The sequence below is a fragment of the Pseudomonas fildesensis genome, from assembly GCF_001050345.1.
Classification (GTDB): Bacteria; Pseudomonadota; Gammaproteobacteria; order Pseudomonadales; family Pseudomonadaceae; genus Aquipseudomonas; species Aquipseudomonas fildesensis.
This window is the reverse complement of record NZ_LFMW01000009.1, coordinates 190,108-209,257: the sequence shown is the minus strand read 5'-3', so window position 1 is coordinate 209,257 and position 19,150 is coordinate 190,108. Positions and strand designations below refer to the sequence as shown.

17 protein-coding genes and 1 pseudogene are annotated in these 19,150 nt (G+C 61.5%); 13 read left to right on the top strand and 5 right to left on the bottom strand.

Annotation, left to right across the window (positions count from 1 at the left end):
• Nucleotides 1-2 precede the first annotated feature (2 nt).
• From ACR52_RS15340 to ACR52_RS31595, 3 genes and pseudogenes are all read left to right on the top strand, one after another.
• On the top strand, nucleotides 3-1,061 hold the full coding sequence (locus ACR52_RS15340; RefSeq protein WP_048725586.1) for an HlyD family secretion protein: 1,059 nt from the start codon (nucleotides 3-5) through the stop codon (nucleotides 1,059-1,061).
• Complete coding sequence (locus ACR52_RS15335; protein WP_048725584.1) at nucleotides 1,058-2,503, top strand: efflux transporter outer membrane subunit; 1,446 nt, start codon at nucleotides 1,058-1,060, stop codon at nucleotides 2,501-2,503. The genes ACR52_RS15340 and ACR52_RS15335 overlap by 4 nt, the downstream gene beginning before the upstream one ends.
• A gap of 74 nt (nucleotides 2,504-2,577) precedes the next feature.
• Nucleotides 2,578-2,678, top strand: a pseudogene (locus tag ACR52_RS31595) (RNA polymerase subunit sigma); the annotation flags it as partial.
• A gap of 44 nt (nucleotides 2,679-2,722) precedes the next feature.
• Here ACR52_RS31595 and ACR52_RS15330 read toward each other — a convergent pair.
• From ACR52_RS15330 to ACR52_RS15310, 5 genes are all read right to left on the bottom strand, one after another.
• The gene (locus tag ACR52_RS15330; RefSeq protein WP_048725581.1) at nucleotides 2,723-3,394 is read right to left on the bottom strand and encodes a protein phosphatase 2C domain-containing protein; all 672 of its coding nucleotides are present in this window, start codon (nucleotides 3,392-3,394) and stop codon (nucleotides 2,723-2,725) included.
• Nucleotides 3,391-4,065 (bottom strand): hypothetical protein, encoded by a 675-nt coding sequence (locus tag ACR52_RS15325; RefSeq protein WP_236692152.1) that lies wholly within the window; start codon nucleotides 4,063-4,065, stop codon nucleotides 3,391-3,393. Before ACR52_RS15325 ends, ACR52_RS15330 begins: the two co-directional genes overlap by 4 nt.
• 26 nt (nucleotides 4,066-4,091) lie before the next feature.
• Nucleotides 4,092-4,721, bottom strand: coding sequence for a hypothetical protein (locus tag ACR52_RS15320; RefSeq protein WP_048725655.1), 630 nt, complete (start codon nucleotides 4,719-4,721; stop codon nucleotides 4,092-4,094).
• Nucleotides 4,722-4,791: 70 nt separating this feature from the next.
• The gene (locus ACR52_RS15315; RefSeq protein ID WP_048725576.1) at nucleotides 4,792-5,496 is read right to left on the bottom strand and encodes a DUF3142 domain-containing protein; all 705 of its coding nucleotides are present in this window, start codon (nucleotides 5,494-5,496) and stop codon (nucleotides 4,792-4,794) included.
• Nucleotides 5,493-7,661, bottom strand: coding sequence for a hypothetical protein (locus ACR52_RS15310; protein ID WP_048725574.1), 2,169 nt, complete (start codon nucleotides 7,659-7,661; stop codon nucleotides 5,493-5,495). Before ACR52_RS15310 ends, ACR52_RS15315 begins: the two co-directional genes overlap by 4 nt.
• Nucleotides 7,662-7,840: 179 nt before the next feature.
• On the opposite strand from ACR52_RS15310, the gene ACR52_RS15305 reads away from it, so the two are divergent.
• The 10 genes from ACR52_RS15305 (at nucleotide 7,841) to ACR52_RS15260 (ending at nucleotide 19,076) form a co-directional block, all read left to right on the top strand.
• On the top strand, nucleotides 7,841-9,445 hold the full coding sequence (locus tag ACR52_RS15305; protein WP_048725571.1) for a glycosyltransferase family 39 protein: 1,605 nt from the start codon (nucleotides 7,841-7,843) through the stop codon (nucleotides 9,443-9,445).
• A 33-nt stretch (nucleotides 9,446-9,478) separates the two neighbouring features.
• Entirely contained in the window at nucleotides 9,479-9,724 is a 246-nt protein-coding gene (locus ACR52_RS15300; RefSeq protein WP_048725570.1) for a DUF2789 domain-containing protein, read from the top strand.
• 101 nt (nucleotides 9,725-9,825) lie between these two features.
• Nucleotides 9,826-11,319: a Fic family protein gene (locus ACR52_RS15295; RefSeq protein WP_048725567.1), complete on the top strand. Its 1,494-nt coding sequence runs from the start codon at nucleotides 9,826-9,828 to the stop codon at nucleotides 11,317-11,319.
• Nucleotides 11,320-11,663: 344 nt separating this feature from the next.
• The gene (locus ACR52_RS15290) at nucleotides 11,664-12,095 is read left to right on the top strand and encodes a MarR family winged helix-turn-helix transcriptional regulator (protein WP_048725563.1); all 432 of its coding nucleotides are present in this window, start codon (nucleotides 11,664-11,666) and stop codon (nucleotides 12,093-12,095) included.
• Nucleotides 12,092-14,170 (top strand): FUSC family protein, encoded by a 2,079-nt coding sequence (locus ACR52_RS15285; RefSeq protein WP_048725561.1) that lies wholly within the window; start codon nucleotides 12,092-12,094, stop codon nucleotides 14,168-14,170. The genes ACR52_RS15290 and ACR52_RS15285 overlap by 4 nt, the downstream gene beginning before the upstream one ends.
• Complete coding sequence (locus tag ACR52_RS15280) at nucleotides 14,167-14,376, top strand: DUF1656 domain-containing protein (RefSeq protein WP_012721577.1); 210 nt, start codon at nucleotides 14,167-14,169, stop codon at nucleotides 14,374-14,376. The genes ACR52_RS15285 and ACR52_RS15280 overlap by 4 nt, the downstream gene beginning before the upstream one ends.
• On the top strand, nucleotides 14,373-15,263 hold the full coding sequence (locus tag ACR52_RS15275; protein WP_048725556.1) for an efflux RND transporter periplasmic adaptor subunit: 891 nt from the start codon (nucleotides 14,373-14,375) through the stop codon (nucleotides 15,261-15,263). Before ACR52_RS15280 ends, ACR52_RS15275 begins: the two co-directional genes overlap by 4 nt.
• The gene (locus tag ACR52_RS15270; RefSeq protein WP_048725553.1) at nucleotides 15,260-16,702 is read left to right on the top strand and encodes an efflux transporter outer membrane subunit; all 1,443 of its coding nucleotides are present in this window, start codon (nucleotides 15,260-15,262) and stop codon (nucleotides 16,700-16,702) included. Before ACR52_RS15275 ends, ACR52_RS15270 begins: the two co-directional genes overlap by 4 nt.
• Before the next feature lie 95 nt (nucleotides 16,703-16,797).
• A complete protein-coding gene (locus ACR52_RS15265) occupies nucleotides 16,798-17,430 on the top strand; it encodes a hypothetical protein (protein ID WP_048725550.1) in 633 nt (210 codons plus the stop codon).
• A 149-nt stretch (nucleotides 17,431-17,579) separates the two neighbouring features.
• A complete protein-coding gene (locus ACR52_RS15260; protein ID WP_048725546.1) occupies nucleotides 17,580-19,076 on the top strand; it encodes a YdgA family protein in 1,497 nt (498 codons plus the stop codon).
• Nucleotides 19,077-19,150: the final 74 nt, after the last annotated feature.

Below are 19,150 nucleotides of genomic sequence, written 5' to 3'. Positions count from 1 at the left end.
TCATGAAACGCCAAGACAAAATTGCCGTCTCTGTTATCGCCGTATTCGCCGTCGGCATGCTGGTGTACCTGGCCGCACCGGGCCTGCTGGGCAACCCGCGCCAGACCACCAACGACGCCTTCGTCGCCGCCGACTTCACCCTGGTCGCCCCGCGCGTGGCGGGCTTTATCAAGGAAGTGCTGGTGGAAGACAACCAGCGGGTCAAGGCCGGGCAACTGCTGGCGTTGATCGACGACCGCGATTTCCGCGCGGCCGCCCAGGCCGCCGATGCCGACACATTGGTCGCCCAGGCCCAGCTGAAAAACGCCACCGCCACCCTCGAGCGCCAAAGCTCAGTGATCGCCCAGGCCCAGGCGACCGTCGCGGCAGACCGTGCCGAAGTAGCCTTCGCCGAGCACGAACTGAACCGCTACAACCACCTCGCAGGTGTCGGCGCGGGCACGGTGCAAAACGCCCAGCAAGCCAAGACCCGCATCGACCAGGCCACCGCGCGCCTGGCCAATGCCGCGGCGGTATTGGCGGCCGAACGCAAACAGGTGGAAATCCTCACCGCCCAGCGCGACGCCGCCGAAGGTGGCCTCAAGCGCGCCCAGGCGGCATTGGAAATGGCCAGCTTTCAGCTGTCCTACACACGCATCGTCGCGCCGGTGGATGGCATGGTCGGCGAGCGCGCAGTGCGGGTCGGCGCCTATGTGACGCCGGGCAGCAAGATCCTCGCGGTGGTGCCGTTGGCTGAGGCCTACGTCATAGCCAATTTTCAGGAGACCCAACTCTCGCACATGCAAGCGGGCCAAGCCGTGCAGGTGCGCGTCGACAGCCTCGGCGGTGAGCTCCTCAACGGCCACCTGGAAAGCCTGGCGCCTGCGACGGGGGTGACCTTCGCCTCGGTCAAACCGGACAACGCCACCGGCAACTTCACCAAGGTGGTGCAGCGTATCCCGGTGAAGATCGTCCTCGAACCGGGCCAGGTACACACCGAACGCCTGCGCGTTGGCATGTCGGTAGAAGCCAGCGTCGACACCCAGCCCGTCGTGCAGCAGCGTGAGGTGGCCCAGCAATGAGACGCCTTGCCTGGCTCACCCTCAGTGTCATCAGCCTGAACGCCTGCACCGTCGGCCCGGATTTCCAGCGGCCCCAAGGCCCGCAGGTCACGCAATGGAGCGAACCCCAGGGCCGTCAGGCGGCCAGCCGTGCGGTCAGCGACCCGCTGCAAGAGCGTTGGTGGGACGTGTTTCACGATGAACAACTCTCTGCCCTCACGCGCCGAGCCCTCACCGATAACCTCGACCTGAAACTGGCCAGCAGCCGCCTGCAACAAAGCCGCGCCGTACGCCAGGTGACTACCGCCGAGCGTTATCCCAACGTCAACGCAACCGGTGATTACCAGCGCCAACGCAAAAGCGGCAAAGGCTTGAGCGACCCGTCCGGCGAGAATGGCCGTGCGGCGTTCAGTCAGTGGGACATGGGTTTTTCAGCGGCTTGGGAGTTGGACTTCTGGGGCCGCGTCAAGCGCGAAACCGAAGCCGCCGACGCCACCCTGCAAGTCGCCGAAAACGACCGACGCGCCGTGCTGTTGTCGGTGCTGGCCGAAACCGCCCAGGACTACATCCAACTGCGCGGCGTGCAAAACACCCGCGCCGTCACCGAGCAAAACCTCGACGTCGCCCGCCACAGCCTCAAGCTCTCGCAACTGCGCCTGGCCGATGGCGTGGCGACTGATTTGGACGTGGCCGAAGCCGCCGCCCAGGTCGCCGCCATCGAAGCGCGCCTGCCGGATTTGCAGCAACGCCAGGACCAGTTGATCAATGCCCTGAGCCTGTTGATGGGCGAACCACCGCAGGCCCTGCACGCGCAATTGTCCCAGGACGCCGCCGTGCCACAGACCCAGCGCCAGGTCGCTATCGGCCTGCCGTCGGAGCTGGCCGAGCGCCGCCCGGATATCCGCCAGGCCGAAGCGCGCTTGCATGCTGCCACCGCAAACATTGGCGTGGCCAAGGGCGACTTCTACCCACGTATCACCCTGTCGGGCAACCTGGGTTCGCAAGCCATGCAGCTGTCGGATTTCGGCTCGTGGGGTTCCCGCGCGTTTGCCTTCGGCCCGCAGTTCAGCCTGCCGCTGTTCAACGGTGGGCGCCTGCAAGGCATGTTGAATCTGCGCGAAGCCCAGCAACAGGAAGCGGCGCTGGCCTACCAGCAAACCGTGCTGCGCGCCTGGCATGAAATCGACGACGAACTGACCCGCTACAACGCCAGCCAACTGCGCCGCGACAGCCTTGCCGAAGCCGTGCGCCAGAACCAGATCGCCCTGACCACCGCGCAACACCAGTACGTTGAAGGCGTGGTGGATTTCGTCAACGTGCTGACTGTGCAAAGTGCGCTGCTGGCCACGCAGGAGCAGTGGGTGGAAAGCTCTACGGGTGTGTCGTTGGCGATGGTGAGCCTTTACAAAGCGCTGGGTGGCGGTTGGGAATCGGTGTATCCGCTGCAAACCGCCGGGCGCTGATCGACAAAGCGTTTTTGCCAATCGCGAAATAAGGTGGAAGGAAAATTGCGCTCAATCATGCATCTGAGTTTTTCATTGACTCCGCAACCGACGGCCAGCAACAGTTCATTTCCTGTACTGCGACCATCACGGCTGGCTGCGCAGGCGCCTGGGCGACCGTGAACACGTCGCAAATCGGCGACACCCTGCTTGCCGGGCTCATCGCCGGCTCAAGCACCGCTAGGTTTGGAACAACATGAAGGTGACGTCGTCTTCAGCGGGGTAGGCGTCGAGGCTTCGCTCGGCGATAGCGCTAAGTTGGCGCTCGACGCAGAGCTCGGCCCAGAAGCCGTCTGTTGCCAAAATCAACGTTGTCCCTGGCGCAAAATGCATGGGTTGGACGTAAGGCTCGTGGGGCCTTCGGTGGCTCATGCAATTGAGCAGTCTTTTGCGGGCAGGGCTCTTGGCGATGAGCGAGTGGCCCAGGTCACCTTTCCAGTTGGGTCCACAGTGAGGTGAACTTAGCCAATTGACGCGCCGAGCCTTTCCCAATTGCCCTAAGCAGCAGTCGCCTGCGTGGATGCAGAGGGCAGTTTGGTCGATCACCAGCAAGGCAAGGTAGCTGGTGGAGGCGAGGGGATAGTCTCGGCAAAGATTTGAGTGCACCTCGTCGAGTGAAGAAAGCGTCAGTTCAAGGGCTTTGTCGGGGCAGGACACAACAGGCGGGGCTGCGCGGGAAAAGGATTCAAGCAAAGAGTGAGTCAAGGCTTGCGCCAGTTCGCCGCTGCCCGGTTTGGAGGTGCCGTCGGCAATGACGTAAAGATAAGTGCCTGTGTTGTGCGCCGAACCGCTGGCATCGCGGTTTTCTGTTCTATGAGTTCCTTTTCGGCTGAGGCTCAACGGCAGAATCAAGCCAGCGCTCCGAATCCAATGAGGGTCTTGAGGCGCTCGTAAATCAACGTCTCGCGATCAGAGTCTTGTGCAGTACTTTGGATCACGTCTTGAAACGCCGCCAGCCGGAGCAAAGCTGAGAGTTGATCGCTCACGAAACGCCGTAACGCGATCGGTGCGTGTCTCGTTTCCTCAATCAGCTCTTCCCGGCCGTCCAATAGCGCAATGACATCTTCTATGTCATTGGACATCAGTACGTCGCCGTTGCCTCGTCCCTGGTAGGCCTGCAGCTTGGCCGCCAGAAACCAAGGCGCCGCGAAGACCTTGATGCGCGTTCGGTTGGGCAATGTGTAATCAACGGCATTATCCAGTCCGCCGACGAACCAGGTGTTGGAGAAGCCCAGTACCTTTTCATCGGTGGGCATGAAGTCGACTTTCAAGGCGCCTAATCGCAGCCGGCAGGTGACGGTGTCCTGCCCGGTGTTTTTGAAGCCTTTGGGTTTGAGGGTTTGTTCAAGTCGGTACCAGTCAGCCGTCCCGGTCAGATGGATAACCAAGTCCACATCATCCGTGCCGCGAATCGACTCCAGAGTGTATTCATCGGTGATGAGCAAAACAGTCGTGCATCCGCCGACAAATGCCACTTGCTGACGCAGCTCAACGCCCAGTGCGTCGGCGACCTCTTCAAGCATTTGCAGCATCATTTCCCGGTTTGAGGTCACAGGATCCACTCTCTCAGCATCGCGTCAGCCACTTTGGCTTCGCGTGGCCCTCCGATACGGATGGCGTCCACAAGGGCCAGAAAGTGATAAAGAAGCTCGTCCTTTTTCACCGCCCCGGGGACGGTCTTATACAACGGAGAGATTTCCTGGCCTTTGCTTTTGCCATAGGCGTCCGGCCATACGGGAATGAGATCGCCGCCGCTCATTACTTTCCCAGCCAGGACCGGGGCTGCGAATGCAGTTGGTATGCCCCGAACGATTGGGCCTGGTTTTGCGGGAAAGACGTAACGGATGCCGTATCTGACGAAGTCCAAAAGAGCAGCGCTTCTGACACTGGGTTTTCCGCTCACCCGGTCAGTGTGAATGAGACCGATGTCTCGACAACGATTCAGGGAATTGGATACCTCGCTCTTGCTCAAGGCCAGTGAGGCAGAGAGCGCTCGAACGGAATAACTTTCACTGTTCGGCGAGATGGGTTCCTCGTCGATAATATCGTCCCAGCCTTTCCAGTCATGGGGCCGGTTGAGATCGATTTTTTCGACCCCGAGTTCGTTGACCCGCTCCCCTCTCGCTTGAAGGTCCAGGCTGATCAATTTGAATAGAATTACAACGTCCTGACTTTTCATGCTGGCCTGAAGGTAAGTGTCCACTGTCCATGGACCGTGGACACTTTCTTGCACAGAGTTGACATCTATGTCAACGATTCTGCAAAAAAACCACATACCCCCGAAACCACTCACTCCCCTTCAAATACCCCGGCTCTTCCCACTCCCCACCCTGAATCAACCCGACCTTGAACGGCACCCCTATCCGGTTCAGCCGTGGCAAATACGCCGCGTAATCCGGGATGCTGTGGCGCCCCTGATACGTCTGCACCACCACTTCATCGACCACGCCCTTGAGCTGGGCGATGGCGGCCGGGTCGGCATTGCTGCTCCAGTCCATCAGGCCGGTGATGCTCAGGCGCAAGTCGGCGGGCAGGCGTTGGCGCAGGTCGCGCAGGAAGTCGGCGTATTCGTGCAGGTATTGGGTGCGGGCGTCGAAGTCGATCTGGATGCCGACCACCGGGTTGCCCGCGTCGCGCCAGCGTTGCACCTGGCCGAGCAGTTGGCTGTAGACCCGTTCCGGCCAGTGCAGGGTGTGGGCGCGATACACCACCCAGACTTCGCCCTGAGTGAGGCGCGGCACGCTCATGCCCTGGGCGATAAATTGCACGCCACGCTGGGGCGCGCGGCGGGTGGCGTTGATTTGGCCCTGGAGGATGTACAGGGAGTTTGCCTGTTTGAGTACGGGCTGGGGCGCGACGCCGCTCCACAGCCAGAAGGCGTCATAGTCGCGGGCGTCGACGGCGCCGAAGGCCGGGCTTGCCAACAGCAGCAAGCCTAGCCACAGGTGTTTCACCAGTAGTACTGCAGCGATTTGCCCCACTGGGTGTCGCCGAAGCCCGTCTTGAGCTGGCGGAACCAGGCTTTGCGCGCGGCAGGTGTCACGTCTGCGCCGCCGCAGCTGTTATAGCCTGCGGGTGCGTAGCAATTGATGGCGCGAAACAGCGCGTAGGCCTTGTCGGTTTTCGGCGCCTTGGGGTTGCCGATCACCTGCTGGTAACCGTCGAGTCGCGAGAAGCTTTCGCCCTTGAAGCCCGACGGGGTGCTGCCCAGGCTGCCGGCGGCACGGGCTTGTTCGAGTGGCATGCCGTCCAGGCCGTTACGCAGAATGAATTCGCCAAAACAGTTAAGGGCCTGTGGGTTTTTCGCGTCGGTTTGCAGGGTGGCAGCCGTTTGCGCGATGGTCGGGCAGGCGTAACCGGATTCGGCCTTGTCGCCGCTCCACTGGAACAGTTTCAAGGTCTGGCTGGCGCTGTAGACGTAGCCCAGGCTGGTGCCCAATTTGTCCTCAGGGGCCGAGGCCGGCAGTTGCTTGAGGTCGTCGGCGAAAGTCGCAAACTGGCCCCGCAGCAGGTCTTTGTAGAGCAGCACGAATTGCGCGGTCTGGCGCTCCAGCGGGTCGCTGGCCCTGGCGATTTGCTCGCGCAGCAACTCAGGCCCGGCGACGTTGCGCAGCAGGATGTAACGCACCTGCTTGGCGCTGATCGGCGAGTCGGCGGCGAACACCTTGGCCAACTGGCCGCTGCGTTCGTAATTCATCGCCAGTGCCAGCTCAAGCTGGTCGCGTTGCAGCGGCTGTTTGGCCAGCGGCAGCAGTTCCAGCCACAGGGCTTCGGCAGTCTTCCAGTCTTGCTTGGCTTCGAGTGCCAGGGCGCGCAGGGTCTGTTGGCTGAAGGCGAAGTAGTTCAGGGTCGACGGTACGCTCTGCGGCAACTGCTTCAAGGCGCTGTCCGGTTGATGCTCGATGTACAGCGCACACACGGCCAACAAGTAGTCGTAGAGTTCAGGCGCGCTGGCAAACGCGGCTTTTTGCTTTTCGAGATCTGCGCGGCTCAGCGTCGGTTGGTTGCCGCCGCGCATCACCATCAGGTCGCTGACGAACTGGATCATCGGCGTCTTGACGGTCTCGCTGTTGACCATCAGCAACTTGAGGTCGGCCTCTTCCACCAGTTCATCCATCGACACATTGCGCTGGGCCTCGGTGGCCTCGGTCAGTTGCCAGGCAAACGCTTCGGCGAGTTTTTCATCGTTGCCCGCCAGCCAATACACGCGGCGCAACAAGCCACGGGCAGAGGCTACGTATGCGCCCTGTGGATAAGTTTTCAGGTAGCCGAGAAACCCTCCCTCGGCATCGCCCAGCGCGGACTTATCCACATGCTCAAGTTGCGGCATGCCGTATTCGTCGAAGGCTTCGGCCTGCGCCTGGTTCAGTGAGGTGCGTGCGGTCATGTACAGCGCGGTTTCCCGCAGCCACGGCACATCGCTGCTGCTGGCGGCGGCAAAACCGCGTTCGGCGTCACTGAAGCGACCGCTGTAGAAGTCGGCGGCGGCCTGTAGATAAGTGCGAAACAGCTGGGCATTGGTCGACGGTGTCTGCTGTGCATCCAGCACCTGGCCATCCCAGTTGCAGGCAGTGAGCAATTGCAGCCGCGCCTTCACCAGCAACTCGCGTTCAGCCGCTGGCATTTCGGCCTTGATCACCTGGCTGATAAACGCGGTGGCGCTGTCATCGTCGTTGCTGCGGCAGCGGCTGCCTTCGCCGCTGAGGAAGGCTTCGCCGGCGGTTTTGTAGTCGTCGCGCTTGATGCCCAGGGGCTGGAGCAGCGTGTCGAGTTCGGCGGTGCGTGAATCGTCCGGTTGGTCGTCGGGCGCTTCGTCCGTTCCGGGGATGGGCGCGAGGCGATACACCGGAAACGGCACCGGGCCGAACCCTTGGGCCAGGTCATCCTCGCTCAAGGCATTCGGCGTCAGGGCCGCCGCCTGTTTGTCGGCCAGCAGCAGGCGCAGGTTGACGCGGCTGTCGTTGCCTGGATTGAGGAAGGGTTGGTTGCTGCACGGGTCGAGGCTGCCACGCGAGACACGCCAGTCGGGATAGCACGAGTCGTCGGAGCTGGCTTGGGCCTGCAGTGAAATACCGGCTAGCAGTGCCAGTGCCAGGGGTGACAGAAAACCGATGCGCATGACGTGTCCTTGATCCTGAGTCCTTGGAGGGTGGCAATAATAGCGTGATCTTACGAGTGCTTCGTTGAAGCCCTACACAAATTGCTGATTTGTCCGATTCCAGAAGCGAGTCCGGGGCTTTTGTCCTAGAGTGGCGGTGTTTGCAGTCGGGTAAACAGTGCAGTGGCAGGGGAATCGAGGTGCGTCGGTCTGTGGTAGAGCAAAACGATAAGGTCGGGGCGTTGCCCGCATTCAACCGCCTCGCCTGGGAGAGGGCCGGCTGGATCAGCCGGTTGTGGTGGGTGCCGATCCTGGCGCTGGCCATCGCCCTGCGTTTTTACGGCCTGACGGCCGCCGCGATCTGGGGCGACGAAGGCTCCAGCCTGCTGCTCAGCGAATACGCACTGGCTGACCTGTGGTTTCACGCAGCCCATGACGTGCACCCGCCGCTGTATTTTTTCCTGCTGCGCGGCTGGATCGAATTGTTTGGCGACAGCATCGGGTCGATTCGCGGCATGAGTGCCATCCCCGGCGTGGTGGCTGTGGGCTTGGGCATCTGGCTCACGCGGCAACTGTCCACCCGACGCGCCGCCGTGCTGGCGGGGATCCTGCTGGCACTGCTGCCCACGGCGGTGCGCTACAGCCAGGAAGTGCGCATGTACTCGCTGCTGGGCGTGTGGCTACTGGGCGCTACGCTGGCGCTGGTGTACTGGGTGCGCCAGCCCCAACGCACGCGCTACCTGGTCGTTTACGCGTTGCTGATGAGTGCCGGTTTCTACACCCATTACTTCACCGCGCTGTGCGTGCTGGTGCATTGGGCGTACCTGGGATTGCTGAGCCCATCCCAGTTGCCAGGCCAGCGGTTGATTACGCGTCCAACGTGGTGGGCGGTCAACGTCGCGATTGTGGTGGTGTATTTGCCCTGGCTGCCGAACCTGCTCGACCTGGTGCAGCACGTCGAACAGCTCAAGGTGGGCGGCGATATTGGCTGGGAAGAACCGGTGAACCTGCATTCCCTGCCGTCGATGATCTGGCAGTTCGTGCTGCAGGATGAAGGTATCAATTTCTGGCCACCGCTGTTCTGGGTATTCCCGCTGCTGCTGGTGGCCGTGGTAGGCGTCACCGCCTGGCGCGATCACGAGCGCTATCGACCAGCCAGCCTGCTGGCGCTGTTTTTCCTGCTGCCGCTGCTGCTGGTGTATGCGGTGTCATTCATCTCCCCGGTGTTTATCGAGCGTTACCTCACCGTCTACGCCCTGGGCCTGCCGATCCTCCTGGCCTTGGCCATCGACCGCCTGCCGGCACGTTTTTCACTGCTAGGAGCAGCGTTGTTCGTGCTGTTTGTCGGTTTGGAACTCGTGGGGTTGAAGAACAACTTCGCCGTGGATGAGCATGACCAGGTCAACGTGCCGGTGGAGTTCGTCAATCGTAACTACCAGGAAGACGACCGCATCGTCCTCAGCGACATGATGTGGTACCTGAGCTACGTGTATTACGACCAGACCGACGCCCAACTGCAGCTCTTCACCCCACCCAAGCCCGACGGTACGCCGACCCGGCCAAATGCCTATGGCTTCGGCACCCTGGTGGACCAGGACGGCGGCCGTATCTACCTTGACCGTCTGTCGGCACTGCCGGCGGATACACACCGCGTGTGGCTGATTAGCAGCAACGAGCCACCGGATGAATTCGCCCCGCTGCCCGAGGGGTGGCGCGAACTCAGTCGCCAGGACGGTGGCGGCGCCAGGGCACGCTTGTTTGTGCTGTGCAAGGTGCCGCAGCCGCAACCCGAATGCTGCCGCTAGACTCGTTTAAACCTTTTCTGTCTGGAGCCCACCATGGAATCGCCTGTGCATAGCTTGCCGTTACTGTTCAAACAACTGGGGCTGGCGGATGACCCGGCCAGTATTGAGCAGTTTGTAACCGCTCATTCACCGCTCAAACCGGATTTGAAACTGGCGGATGCGTTTTTCTGGACGGACAGCCAGCGAGCGTTTTTGCGTGAGGAAATTTTGGAGGATGCGGATTGGGCGGAGGTGGTGGATGAGTTGAATCTGATGCTGCGGCGCGGGCGTAATGTGTAAAAAAATCCTTGAGGAAACACAATAATGTAAAAAAAAATGGTGAGAGGTAAAAAAAACTGGGCTTTAATCGCTCCAGTGAATTTTTTCTGGAAAGGCTCACCATGCCAACAGTCGGATATGCCCTTCTCTGTGAAGCGCTGGATCTAAAAGTTATCGCGCCCTATCGCGTCGCGATGATCAAACCTGTGACCAGAATCACTTTGATCGGCAACTGCCTGGCCGTCCCCCACAGCGTGGCGCCTGCGCAACATGCACTGTTTGAACATGTGCTGTTCGCGCTCAAGCATGAAGGCGTAAATCTAGCGGTGCTCGCCCAGGTATTTGAAAGGTTGGGCCCAGAACCCTTCCTGGCTGGGTTGGCGGATTCGCCCAATGGCGCGTTTATCAGAAAGGCCTGCTTTCTTTGGGAAGGGTTTACAGGGAAGACGCTGAATTACGCCCTTCCCGTTCGCGGACGCGTTGTCGCCCTGTTCGATCCCAAGCGCTATGTAACCGGCCCCAGCACCCGTGACAGTCGCTGGCGAGTGGATTTCAACGGATTGGGCTCCCTGCATTACTGTGCCACCGTAGAGCGAACGCCTGAGCTGGAGGCGTTGCTGGCGCTTGATGTGTTGAGCCGCGCCAAGTCTTTCATGGCCGCGCTGCCACCCGAAATGATGGACCGCGCCATCCAGTGGGCCTATCTGCATGAAACCCGTGACTCGTTCGCCATCGAAAAAGAACAACCCAGCGAAGAAAAATCCCGCCGCTTCGTCCAGCTGTTACGCCAGGCCCACGAAGGTCGCCTGCTCACCGAGGACTACTTGGTCGAGCTGCAAAACAGCACCGTCTCCAACCTCTTCGACAAGGCCGTCGCATTCCGCCACGAGCAGAACCACCTGCACAACGGCCTGCGTGGCGCGGCGGGCGTCAGCTATGTGCCGCCGGCGCCAGCACTCTGTCAGGAGCTGATGGAAGAGCTGATGGCCTTCGCCAATCAGCCTGTGCGCGAGGTTGACCCCTTGGTCGCGGCGGCCGTGACCGCATTCGGTTTTGTATTTCTGCACCCGTTCATGGACGGCAATGGGCGCCTGTCCCGCTTCCTGATCCACCAGATGCTCTGCCACTACGGCGCACTGGAACACGGCCTGCTGCTGCCGGTCTCCGTTGCCATGAAGCACGAAGAACAAGCCTACCTGGAGGCACTCAAAGCCTTTTCTCAACCGACGCGGGAGTTCTGGGATGTTACCTGGCTGGACGGCGATCAGATGGCCTTCGACTTCATCGGCCACCCCTCGATCTACCGCTACTGGGATGCCACCCGCTGCGTCGAATTCACCCTGCAAATGGCCCGCCGTGCGTTGGAAGTCGAACTGCGCGAAGAAACCGAATTTCTCGACCGCTACGACCGTGTGATCAAGGCCGTGAACCAGCGCTTCGACGTACGCGGCAGTGATTTGTCGAAGCTGGTGATGATGTGCCTGGATAACGAAGGCAAGGTGTCGAAACACCGGCGCAAGCAGTTTCAGTACAGCGTGCCGGAGGAGGTGTTTGAGTTTATTGAGTCGGAAGCGGGGCATGCTCTGCGCGAAATTGGGAAATTTCCTATCGACTAAACGGAGGTGGACGATAGTGGCCGGTGTGCCTGTAACACCGGATGTGGCCTATGAATACAAGGAAGCAGGAAAATGACGCGCAAGCATGTTTTTTGGCGATGGTGCAAAAAATCCTGACCGGCCAAGAGGCCTAACAACCAATCGATCGTTCCCACGCAGAGCGTGGGAACGATCAACACCCACGCTCAAACCCGCTTTACTCACCTACACCTCCCGCATGCTCCGCCACCCATCCGCTAAATTGTTTCAAAACTTGACGCGTTTGGATCCATCGACCATATTGATAGTTAGCAAACTAACTGTATGCGAACTATCCAGTGCCTCAATCCCTCGAACAACTCCAGATGAACCTCAGCAGCAGCATGGTGGTGGGCGCCCGTAACTGGCGCAAAATCTGCCAGACCACGCTGGTGAGCTTCGGTATTTCAGAAGCCTGCGCCGTGCCGTTGTTGATGATCGGCCGCTTGGGCGACGGTGTGCATCAGGTCAAGGTTGCGCAAGCGTCCGGGATGGAAAGCCCGTCGCTGGTGCGCCTGCTTGATCAGTTGTGCAGCGGAGGCTATGTGTGCCGCACCGAAGACATCCACGACCGCCGCGCCAAGGCCTTGAGCCTCACCGAGCGTGGCCGTGAACTGGTGCACGCGGTGGAGGCGCAACTGGTGCGCCTGCGCCGGGAAGTGCTGGCCGACATCACGACTGCGGACATGGAGGCTGCGCTGCGCGTACTACACGCCTTTGAAGCCGCCCACCAACATCCAGCGGTTGTGCCATCTTGAGCGGTTTTTTTACCGGCATGCCGCCCGCGAAAGACTGGTTCTACGGCGTACGCACGTTCGCCGCCTCGATGATCGCGCTGTACATCGCCATGCTCATGCAAATGCCGCGTCCATATTGGGCGATGGCCACGGTGTACATCGTCTCCAGCCCGTTTGTCGGCCCTACCAGTTCCAAGGCCTTGTACCGCGCCATCGGCACCTTCATGGGCGCGGCGGCCGCGGTGATTTTTGTGCCGATGTTTGTGCAGTCGCCTTACCTCCTGGTGGTGGTGATTGCGTTGTGGACGGGCACGCTGCTGTTCCTTTCAATGCACCTGCGCACCGCGAATAACTACGCGCTGATGCTGGCCGGTTACACCCTGCCGCTGATTGCCCTGCCCGTGGTGGATAACCCCCTGGCGGTGTGGGACGTGGCCGAAGCGCGTACCGAAGAAATTTTCCTCGGCATCGCCGTCGCGGCGGTGGTGGGCGCGATGTTCTGGCCGCGTCGCCTGATGCCGGTGTTCGATGGTTCGGTGGCCAAGTGGTTTGCCGACGCACAGGTCTACAGCCAGCGCTTTCTCACCCGCAACGTGACGCCGGAAGAAGTCAGCACCTTGCGCGGCGGCATGGTCGCCACTTTCAACACCCTTGAATTGATGATCGGCCAGTTGCCCCACGAAGGCGCGCGGCCACAGACGGTGCGCAACACCAAGGAACTGCGCGGGCGGATGATTCACCTGCTGCCGGTGGTCGATGCGCTCGACGATGCGCTGTACGCCATCGAACACCGTGCGCCGGAGTTTCTTGATCAGCTCACACCGCTGCTGGACGCGACCAACCAGTGGCTGCAAAGCACCACCGAAACCGCGCCGCTGGAAAGCTGGCGCGCCCTGCGTGACCAACTCGACGCCCTGCAACCCCAGGGCGAAGCGCTGGACGACCGCCACACGCTGCTGTTCTCCAACGCGCTCTATCGCCTGGGTGAGTGGATTGACCTCTGGCAAGACTGCCGCAGCCTGCAAGCCGCCATCCAATGCGAAAGCCAGGACACCTGGCGCGCCGTCTACCGCCACTGGCGCCTGGGCCGGCTCACGCCGTTTCTCGACCGTGGCCTGATGTTCTACTCGGCGTTTTCCACCGTCACCGCGATCATCGTCGCCTCGGTGCTGTGGATTCTGCTGGGCTGGACCGACGGCGGCAGCGCGGTGATTCTGGCCGCTGTGGCCTGCAGCTTTTTCGCTTCGATGGACGACCCGGCGCCGCAGATCTACCGGTTCTTTTTCTGGACCGCCATGTCGGTGCTGTTCGCCAGTCTGTACCTGTTTCTTGTACTGCCCAACTTGCACGACTTCCCCATGCTGGTGCTGGCGTTCGCGGTGCCGTTTATCTGCATTGGCACGCTCACCGTTCAGCCGCGTTTTTACCTCGGCATGCTGCTGACGCTGGTCAATACCTCATCGTTCATCAGCATCCAGGGTGCCTACGACGCGGACTTCCTCAACTTCGCCAACGTCAACCTGGCCGGGCCCGTGGGCCTGCTGTTTGCCTTCGTTTGGACCCTGGTCGCACGGCCCTTCGGCGCTGAACTGGCGGCCAAGCGCCTGACCCGTTTCAGCTGGCGCGACATCGTCGGCCTGACCGAGCCCGCGACCCTGAACGAACACCGGCACATGGCCGTGCAAATGCTCGACCGCCTGATGCAGCATCTGCCGCGCCTGGCGTTGATCAATCAGGACACCGGCAGCGCCCTGCGCGATTTGCGCGTGGCGCTGAACCTGCTCGACCTGCTGGCGTACTCGCCACGCATCTACGGTGTGCCACGGGTGCTGCTCAACCAAGTGGTGGAAGGCGTGGGCGGTTACTTCAAGGCGTGCCTCAAGGCGGGTGAACGCTTGCCCGCGCCAAGCGGTCTGCTGCTGACCCTCGACCGCACCCGCCGCGCCCTCAACGGCCAGGGCCTGCAAGACGAAGACGACACCCGCCTGCATCTGCTGCATGCCTTGGCCGGTCTGCGCCTGTCGCTGCTGCCGGGCGTTGAGTTTATTGGCGGCGCGGAGATGGAAGCGCCGTTGCCTGATGGAGCGCCTTTATGATCGGTGATCTGGATATCAGCGGGGTGTTCCTGCCCACGCTGCTGGTGCTGATGGGCATTACGTATGTGTTGTTTCTGGTGGTGCACGGGCTGTTGACCCGCGTCCACTTCTATCGCCTGGTCTGGCACCGGGCATTATTCAATGTGGGGCTCTACGCGCTGTTGCTGGGCGCGGTGGACTCACTCAGTCGATACCTGATGACATGAAAAAACCTTTTTTGACCATCGGCCGTGTAGTCCTGACGTTATTGATAGTGAGCTTCGCTGTCGTCGTCGTGTGGCGCATGGTCATGTACTACATGTATGCGCCCTGGACCCGTGACGGCCACATCCGTGCCGATATCGTGCAGATCGCCCCGGACGTGTCCGGGCTGATCCAGCAAGTCGACGTGCGCGATAACCAACTGGTGACCAAGGGCCAGGTGCTGTTTGCTGTCGACCAGGACCGCTTCAAGCTGGCCCTGCGCCAAGCCCAGGCCGCCGTTGCTGACCGCCAGGAAACCCTGGCCCAGGCCCAGCGCGAGTACAAGCGTAACCGTGGCCTCGGCAACCTGGTGCCCAGCGAACAGCTGGAAGAAAGCCAGTCCCGCGTCGCCCGCGCCCAATCGGCCCTGGCCGAAGCGCAAGTGGCGGTGGACGCCGCGCAGCTCAACCTCGACCGCTCGGTGATCCGCAGCCCGGTGGACGGCTACGTCAACGACCGCGCGCCGCGCAACCAGGAATTCGTCACCGCCGGGCGCCCGGTGCTGTCGGTGGTGGACAGTAACTCCTTCCATATCGACGGCTACTTCGAAGAGACCAAGCTCGACGGTATCCACGTCGGCATGGCCGTCGATATCCGCGTGATTGGCGACAACGCCCGCCTGCGCGGTCATGTACAGAGCATTGTCGCCGGTATCGAGGACCGTGACCGCAGCAGCGGCGCCAACCTGCTGCCCAACGTCAATCCGGCATTCAGTTGGGTGCGCCTGGCTCAGCGGATTCCGGTGCGCATTGCCTTTGACGACGTGCCGGCGGACTTTCGCATGATCGCCGGGCGCACGGCGACGGTGTCGATCATTGGCGACAAGCCCAAGGACGGAGCCCAGCCATGAAGCAGATTTTGGCCACCGCTGCGCTGGGTTTGCTGTTGTCAGCCTGCCAGGTGGTGGGCCCCGATTACCGACTGCCGGACAAGGCCGCCGTCAACCGGGGCGACTTGCAAGGGCAACTGTTGGGCGAGGGCAACAACGTGGTGTCGGCGCCGGTGCCGACGGACTGGTGGAAGCTTTACAAAGACCCGCGCCTGGATGAACTGGTGCGCCAGGCCATGGCCTCTAACACCGACTTGCGCGTGGCCGCCGCCAACCTGCAGCGCTCGCGTTATCAGGTGCAGCAAGCTGAATCCGCCGGGGGCTGGAGCGCCGGTGCCAAGGCCGAGGCCCAGCGCCTGCAGGAGTCCGGTGAGGCCTTTTTGCTGTCGGAGAAAGTCCCGGTGGGCAATATCGGCAGTGTCGGTATCACCACCTCCTATCAATTCGATCTGTTCGGCACCCTGCAGCGCGGCATCGAAAGCGCCCAAGCCAGCGCCGATGCCACCCAGGCCGCTGCCGATATCGCGCGTATCACCTTGGTCGCTGATGTGGTGCGCTCCTACACCCAGGTTTGCGCCGCCAATGAAGAACTCGCGATTGCCAACGAGTCCCTCGACCTGCAAGGCCAGAGCACCAAACTGACCCAACGCCTGCGCGACGCCGGGCGCGGTGATGAAACCCAGGTCACCCGTTCGCAAACCCAATACAAATCCTTGCGTGCCGACATGCCGCGCTACGAAGCGGCGCGCCAGGCCGGCTTGTTTCGCTTGTCGATGCTGCTGGCCAAACCGGTGGACCAACTGCCGGCGGGCACCGGCACCTGCGTCGAGCTGCCGCACATCGCCCAACTGCTGCCGGTGGGCGACGGTGCCACGCTGCTCAAGCGCCGCCCCGATGTACGCCAGGCAGAACGCCAACTGGCCGCCGCCACCGCACGTATCGGCGTGGCCACCGGCGCGCTGTACCCGGATATCAGCATCGGCGCGAGTGTCGGCACCGTCGGCCTGCTCGAGAACCTCGGCACGCCGGTGACCAACCGCTGGGGTTTTGGCCCGATGATCAGCTGGTCGGTGCCGACCAACGGTGCGCGTGCACGTATCCACGAAGCCGAAGCCGCCACCCAGGGCGCCCTCGCGCATTTCGACGGCGTGGTGCTCAACGCCATCCGCGAGACCCAGACAGGCCTGGCGCAATACACCGCGCAGTTGCAGCGTCGTGACGCCTTGGCCGAGGCCGGCGACTCCGCCAGGGAAGCCGCCGACCAGACGCACCGCTTCTTCCAGGCCGGCCGCGCCTCGTTCCTGGCCGACCTGCAAGCCACCCGCACCTACACCGATGTGCGGGCGCAACTGGCGGCGGCCAACACCCAGGTTGCCATGAGCCAGATCGATCTGTTCCTGGCTCTGGGCGGCGGATGGGAAAGCGGACGAACGCAAGCGTCACAACCCGGCAAACCCTGAGCAGGTAGCTATGCTTTGACAGGCGGGCTCCCGTGGCTTTTTAGTCAACGGCAGCCGCCTGACACTGCTCGCGTTTGCTCTTGGGGATTCCAATAATGAAAAACCCTTATGCTCCCGCTTTCTGGTGCGTGTGTTTCGCACTGGTGTTGTTATCGGCTGCCTATTTCTACGGCGTCATGCTCGCCCATCAACTCGACACGGCCATGGTCTTTCTCGACAGCGCGTGCCTGGTGATCGGCACCCTGTCCATCGGCGTGGTCGCCTGGGCGTCCTACCAAAACCAACGCGTGAAGAAAAAGCTTCTCGAACAAGGCAAGACGCGCGTGGCGATCTGGGACACCAAAGTCGCCCTGCGTCGGGTCGAAACCGTGTTCGACCGCTATTTCTGGGGCAGCTATTGGCAACCCGGGCGCACCTTCCAGGAAGTCATGGGTGACCTCACCGGCACCCCCCTGGAAAAAAGCCTCGAAGTCCTGAAAAAACAGTGCGTACTGCTGGATCGGCAAGTAGCCGAAGGTAGGCACTGGCTGAATAACGCGCGGGAATTGTCCGACGTTGCTACGCAGATGGCCCGTGAGCGCTACCAGCTGGACTTCTGCGATCCCAAATCCGACACCCCCGGCAATGCCGTGATTCACCGCGAGTTTGAGGTGCTGGTGTACACCTGGACCGCACGCTTGAAGAGTTTCGATCACCAGCTCGATGAAATCGAAATGGAGTACTCGTGAACCAAGTGCCGACCTTACCCCTCTGAAAAGCTGGGCCGTTCGCGGCCTCCAGTGCTAATCTTCCCCCCGTTTTCGGCGGGCTTGAACCAACCTCGTTTGGGGTTCAAGGAAGAAAGCCCACTTCTCACAGGATTTGATCAGGTCACTTCATGAATAAGCCAGCAGTTGTTCTTTTGGGTTTTGTTGTCGCCGTTGGCGTCGTCAGTGCAGGCGGCGCCTGGTACACCGGTAAACAGCTGGAGCCGGTGCTGCAAACCGCGATCCAGAACGCCAACAAGGAACTGCAGACCTCCATGGCCGGTGTCGATGGCACTGTGGCGCTGGAGCTGGTGTCCCTGGACCGTGGCGTGTTCAGCAGCACCGCCCACTACCGTTTGAAGGCCCAAGGCGCGGTCTTCGGCGAAGACAACCCGAACCCGGAGCTGCTCTTCGTCGACCACATCGAGCACGGCCCGCTGCCGTTCTCGCGCCTGGTCACGCTGAAATGGCTGCCGGTCATGGCCACCAGTCACTACGCACTGGAAAAGAACGCCACCACCGAGAAGTGGTTTGCCGCCGCCAAAGACGTATCGCCGCTCAAAGGCGTGGCCAACATCGGCTACAGCCGCTCGGTCAACGGTAACGTCGAACTGCTGCCCCTGGAGTTCAAGGACGACAAGTCCTCGGTGAGCTTCTCCGGCGCGAACATGGACTTCGACAGCTCCGCCGAAGGCCAGAAGGTCAAGGCCAACGGTTACATGAACAGCCTCAAGGTCGCCGTGGTGGATGCCAATGGCGCGCCGTTCGAAGCCGACCTGTCCGGGCTGACCGTGGCCAGCAACCTGGAGAAATCCACGTTCGGCTTCTACACCGGGCAGAACACCGTTGAGCTGACCGACACCAAGCTCACCGTGGGCCCACAGAAGACCGTGCTGACCCTCAAGGGCTTCGAGCAGAAAGACACCAGCGAAACCAAAGACAACAACCTGGCCGGCCGTGTCGACTACAAGATCGACGAAATCGGTTACCAGGGTAAGCCTGTCGGTTCGGCCGCCATGGCCCTGAGCATGAAGAACGTCGACGTCCCGTCGATGCTCGTATTGACCAAGCTCTACCAGGAAAAAATGCAGCCGGTGCAAGCCGCTGCCGCTGCCGGCCAACCCGTGCCTGAGCTGCAACTGACCGAAGCCGAGCAGACCCTGGCCGAAGCCAACGTCAACCAGTTGCTGGCCGCCAAGCCGCAAGTGGCGGTGGAAAACCTGTCGCTGAAAACCACCAAGGGCGAAAGCAAATTCAACCTGGTGCTGGACCTGGCCAAGCCGACCACCATGGAACTGCCGCCAGTTGAGCTGGGCAAGCAGATGATCTCGCTGCTGGACGCCAACCTGACCCTGTCCAAGCCGATGATCGCCGACATTGCCGCCCTGCAGGCGCAGGCCGGTGGCGTGACCGACCCTAAAGCCATCGAGCAGCAGTCGCAGATGGCCGCCGAGATGGTGAGCGGCGTGGCGGTGGGTACTCAGCTCGCGACCCTGGTGGGCAGCGACGTGGTGTCCAAGCTGCACTACGCCAACAATGAAGTGACCTTCAACGGCCAGAAGATGACCGTCGAGCAATTCCTGAACTTTGTGATGGCGAAAGCCGGTGCCGTGAGCGGCGCGCAGTAAGTATTTCTGCGTCAAACCGAAACAAATAATGTGGGAGCGGGGTTGCTCGCGATACGGGTCAAACAGTTGACGTC